This window comes from Daejeonella sp., assembly GCF_044348475.1.
GTDB lineage: Bacteria > Bacteroidota > Bacteroidia > Sphingobacteriales > Sphingobacteriaceae > Daejeonella.
On the sequence record NZ_JBIKSU010000137.1, the window covers coordinates 1 to 3,887 of the forward strand.

4 protein-coding genes are annotated in these 3,887 nt (G+C 36.0%); all 4 read right to left on the minus strand.

Annotated features, from left to right (window positions below; genetic code table 11):
* Window positions 1–16: 16 nt before the first annotated feature.
* Window positions 17–1,069: a dienelactone hydrolase family protein gene (locus ACIQZ6_RS12270; RefSeq protein WP_395811516.1), complete on the minus strand. Its 1,053-nt coding sequence runs from the start codon at window positions 1,067–1,069 to the stop codon at window positions 17–19.
* 199 nt (window positions 1,070–1,268) lie between these two features.
* Complete coding sequence (locus ACIQZ6_RS12275) at window positions 1,269–2,363, minus strand: alpha/beta hydrolase (protein ID WP_395811518.1); 1,095 nt, start codon at window positions 2,361–2,363, stop codon at window positions 1,269–1,271.
* Between the two features lie 81 nt (window positions 2,364–2,444).
* A complete protein-coding gene (locus ACIQZ6_RS12280) occupies window positions 2,445–3,518 on the minus strand; it encodes a DUF5017 domain-containing protein (RefSeq protein WP_395811520.1) in 1,074 nt (357 codons plus the stop codon).
* Window positions 3,519–3,538: 20 nt separating this feature from the next.
* The coding region (locus tag ACIQZ6_RS12285; protein WP_395811522.1) for a RagB/SusD family nutrient uptake outer membrane protein at window positions 3,539–3,887 on the minus strand (349 nt) is incomplete at its 5' end.

Sequence of the window (3,887 nt, forward strand, 5' to 3'; positions counted from 1 at the left end):
TTCAGTCATCATTAACTTATTTAATACCTGTAGTAAGAGGTTTATGGCCTAATATCTTATCAATAAATGCATAGGCTTCTTTACGACTCTCAACCGGAAAATCATGCTCAGCATTTGGGTAACGAACCTGCAAATTATCGGGCACACCTAATGAATCATAGACAGGCTTCACTTTTAAAATACCGGCTTCAACACCCTTATAATCAAAGTTTGCATCACGCAAAGGCGATACTGAAAAAAAAGCTCGCGGTGCTATAGCGGCTATAGCTTTATCAAAATTAAATGGGATACGATCGCCATCTAGCTTATATTTTGTTTGTAAAAAAGGCATATATCTGGTTTGTGCCCATGGACCCAAGCGCCCCCCATATTTTTTTTCAGCTGCTTGCCCAATACTATAATATTCAAATTGGGTCCATCCGCAACTACTAACTGCCACTTTTATACGATCATCAAAAGCGGCTACAAAAATGGAATTGTGTCCGCCCAATGAATGGCCAATTACTCCAATAGCATTTGGATCAACATCTGCCCTGCTTTGTAGTAAATCAATGCACCTTATATGATTAAAAATGCCTTTCATCGTTCCAGATTGATATCGATCGGTTTCAAAATTATAATCTTTCTGATCACCAAAACTTGGAAAATCAGGAGCTATAACAACATAACCTCGTTCTGCTAACTCTCTTGCATGTGCACGATTAGGCTTTCCAGCCTGACCATCAACTGCCTTTCTACCTAATGGATCTGTTTCATGCAAAACAAGCATGGCAGGAAGTCTTTTTGGACTGCCCATTTGCACGGGTATATATAAATAAACTGGTAGTGTTTCGTTTTTTGCTACTGTAAAGAGAATAGAGTAACGAATGAATGAAGTTTCCTTAACACTATCAATGATATGGATATCCGTAGATTTAATCATATGCCTATCAGGAAGTTTACCCATAGCCTTTTGCATATCCTTAAGAATATGAATTCTATTTTTTTGATGTGTATTTCGATTTTTACTAACTGAATATACGCTATCTGATGAATTGACCTGAGCAACAAGAAGAAGTGGAATACTCAAGAATATCCACAGTAATATTGTCGAGCTTTTTTTGAAATTCAAGGCAATTTTCATCATTAGTATGTGTTTCTGATTGTTTAAATAAATATAGAGATCAATTTTAATTAATCAGACCAAAGAATTTCAATAAAGCAGTGCTTCAGATCTTCCTATTTATGTTGCAATGTATTAGTGATCAAACTATTGTTTCTAAGTTAATCTATTTTAACTTAGTAGTTAATGGCTTGAAATTGAGTATTTTATCAATAAAAGCATAGGCTTCTATACGGTTATCGACCGGAAAATCATGCTCAGCATTTGGGTAACGAACCTGTAAATTATTGGGCATACTTAATGAATCATAGACAGGCTTCACTTTTAGAACACCTGCTTCAACACCTTTATAATCAAAATTCGCATCACGTAATGGTGAAACCGAAAAAAAAGGACGAGGTGCAATTGCAGTTATAATATCGCTAAAATTAAATGGAATTTTATTTTCATCCAGATCATACTTAGATCGGATCAGGGGCATATACCTGGTTTGAGCCCAGGGGCCTAAGCGGCCACCGTATTTCTTAGATCCTTCTTCACCAATAGTATAATATTCAAATTGAGTCCAGCCACAGCTTGAAACGGTCACTTTAATACGTTCATCAAAGGCCGAAACAAACATAGAATTATGACCACCTAGAGAATGTCCAATTACACCGATCCGCTCAGGATCTACATCGGCTCTACTCTGAAGCAAGTCAATACATCGCATATGATTAAAGATAGCCTGCATTGTTCCTGATTTATATCTATCATTTTCAAAGTCATGATCCTTTAAATCGCCAAAGCTTGGATAATCGGGTGCAATTACTACGTATCCACGTTGCGCTAGTTCTCTTGCATGAGCGCGGTTAGGTTTATCTCCTTGTCCATCTACAACACCCTTACCTAATGCATGAGTGCCGTGAAGCACAAGCATGGCCGGGAGTTTTTTTGGAATTCCAATTTGTTTGGGTATATACAGGTAAACAGGTAAACGCTCTTTATCTGTCACATTAAAAGTAAGGTTATACCGGGTAAAATTTTCTTCGATTGTACTATCTGTAATTTGTATGTTAAATGAAAGGTGTTTACTGCCTCTGGGTAATTTGCCCATTACCTTCTCCAGGTTATTAAGAATTCTTAATCTTTCGCGGTTATGATTAATAGTATTGGCTTTGCTATTTTTCTGATCATTCAGTTCAGATTGAGCAAAATTAGTATAAGGGAAGGTTAAAAAAACGCAAATAATTAGAATCTTCAATTTACCTGAAACAATCATTTAAAGCAGATTTGGTAAAATTTATAATAAAAAAGGATTAATCCACGAATGGATTAATCCTTCTAAGACAAACTAATATAATTAAGGAGTTATTGTAAGAGTAATCTCTTTAGTAACTTCACTTGTTTTATCAATATTACCATTTGAAGCAACAAAAACTGCTTTAAAAGTACCTGCAACAGGATACGAATAACGGTATTCTGGTAATACAGGATTTGTTAATCCTTTTATTGCTAATGACCAATCGGGTCCTAGATCTACCTTGTCAATAGATATTGCCTTGCTTATTGCCCAATGCTCAGTTTTTGGATCATTGAAAGGGCTGGCAGGATCAAATGCAACAAATGGCTTATAAACAGCTGAAGGCTGATATGCCGGATCTTGTGGATTATATATTCCATTCTTAGAATCAAAAATCGGATTAGCTGGATTAAACTGCGGTAAGCTTGCAGTTAAGTAAGTATTACCCTGAAGCGTTAATCTGGTTGAAGTTACTGAAGATAATGCAGGAGCCTTATCTTTTAAATCATCAACAATTCTAAAGCCTGCACTAGCCTGATCTGCTATCGTAAGAGACACCTTATTATCCAACATTTTTTTACTATTAAGAGCAAATGATTGAATAAACCATTGACGGTTAACACCATTAGTAGCTTGAGCCAAGGTTGTATAACGGAATGCAAAATAAATTGGCTTTCCTGCAACTATTAGATCAGAAACATCAACTGTACCTGAAGTTAACAAGGTTGCACTTGTTCCTAATTTAAATCTGCTGGTAATATCAACCCATGTAGCCGCCTTAACTTTGTCAAGGCTAGAATAATCACCAGAAAAGTTGTTAGATGCCCAAAGCGTAACCTGATTAGCCTGTGTACCTAACTGAACACTGCTATTGAATGTTAAGGTGGCACCAGAACCAACAACATCAATAACACGTCCAGTTCTAGAATTATAATCCTTAAGTAACTCACCAGAATAAAAGGAAATATTCTGTGTTTGACCACCAATAATCATAAATTTAATGGTCTCACCTACTTTATAAGTAGCTTTTTCAGTATTAACATCAAATACTGGAGCCTCTGCTTCAAGAGTGGGCTTTTCGCAGGAAGCCATCAATAAGGCCGCTGCTACAATACTATATAATTTAATTTTCATAATTTCTAATTTGAATTAATTTATTCCCAACCAGGATTTTGTGTCATTTTTAAGTTTGAAGACATTTCATTGATAGGAATTGGCATCAAAAGATCTCTAGAACTAACATTTGAGTAATATTTAACAAAATATTGACCAGGACTTTGCTGCTGTAATTTATTACCCATATCCTGATGCACTTTTAAGAATATTCCCCATCGAAGTAAATCGGCTTTACGGGTATTCTCAAAGTTGAACTCTCTCATTCTTTCAACTTGAATGGCTTCTAAGAAGGCAGTTTTAGATGATGGATTTATATCTCCATCAGTAGACTTATAAATTGTTGCTGTTGCAGTTGCACCAGAACCGCCTCCACCGCTGATCGTAATC

Coding starts and splice junctions, on each gene's coding strand:
- ACIQZ6_RS12280 (WP_395811520.1), bottom strand. CDS start 3,518: ATGAAAATTAAATTATATAGTATTGTAGCAGCGGCCTTATTGATGGCT.
- ACIQZ6_RS12275 (WP_395811518.1), bottom strand. CDS start 2,363: ATGATTGTTTCAGGTAAATTGAAGATTCTAATTATTTGCGTTTTTTTA.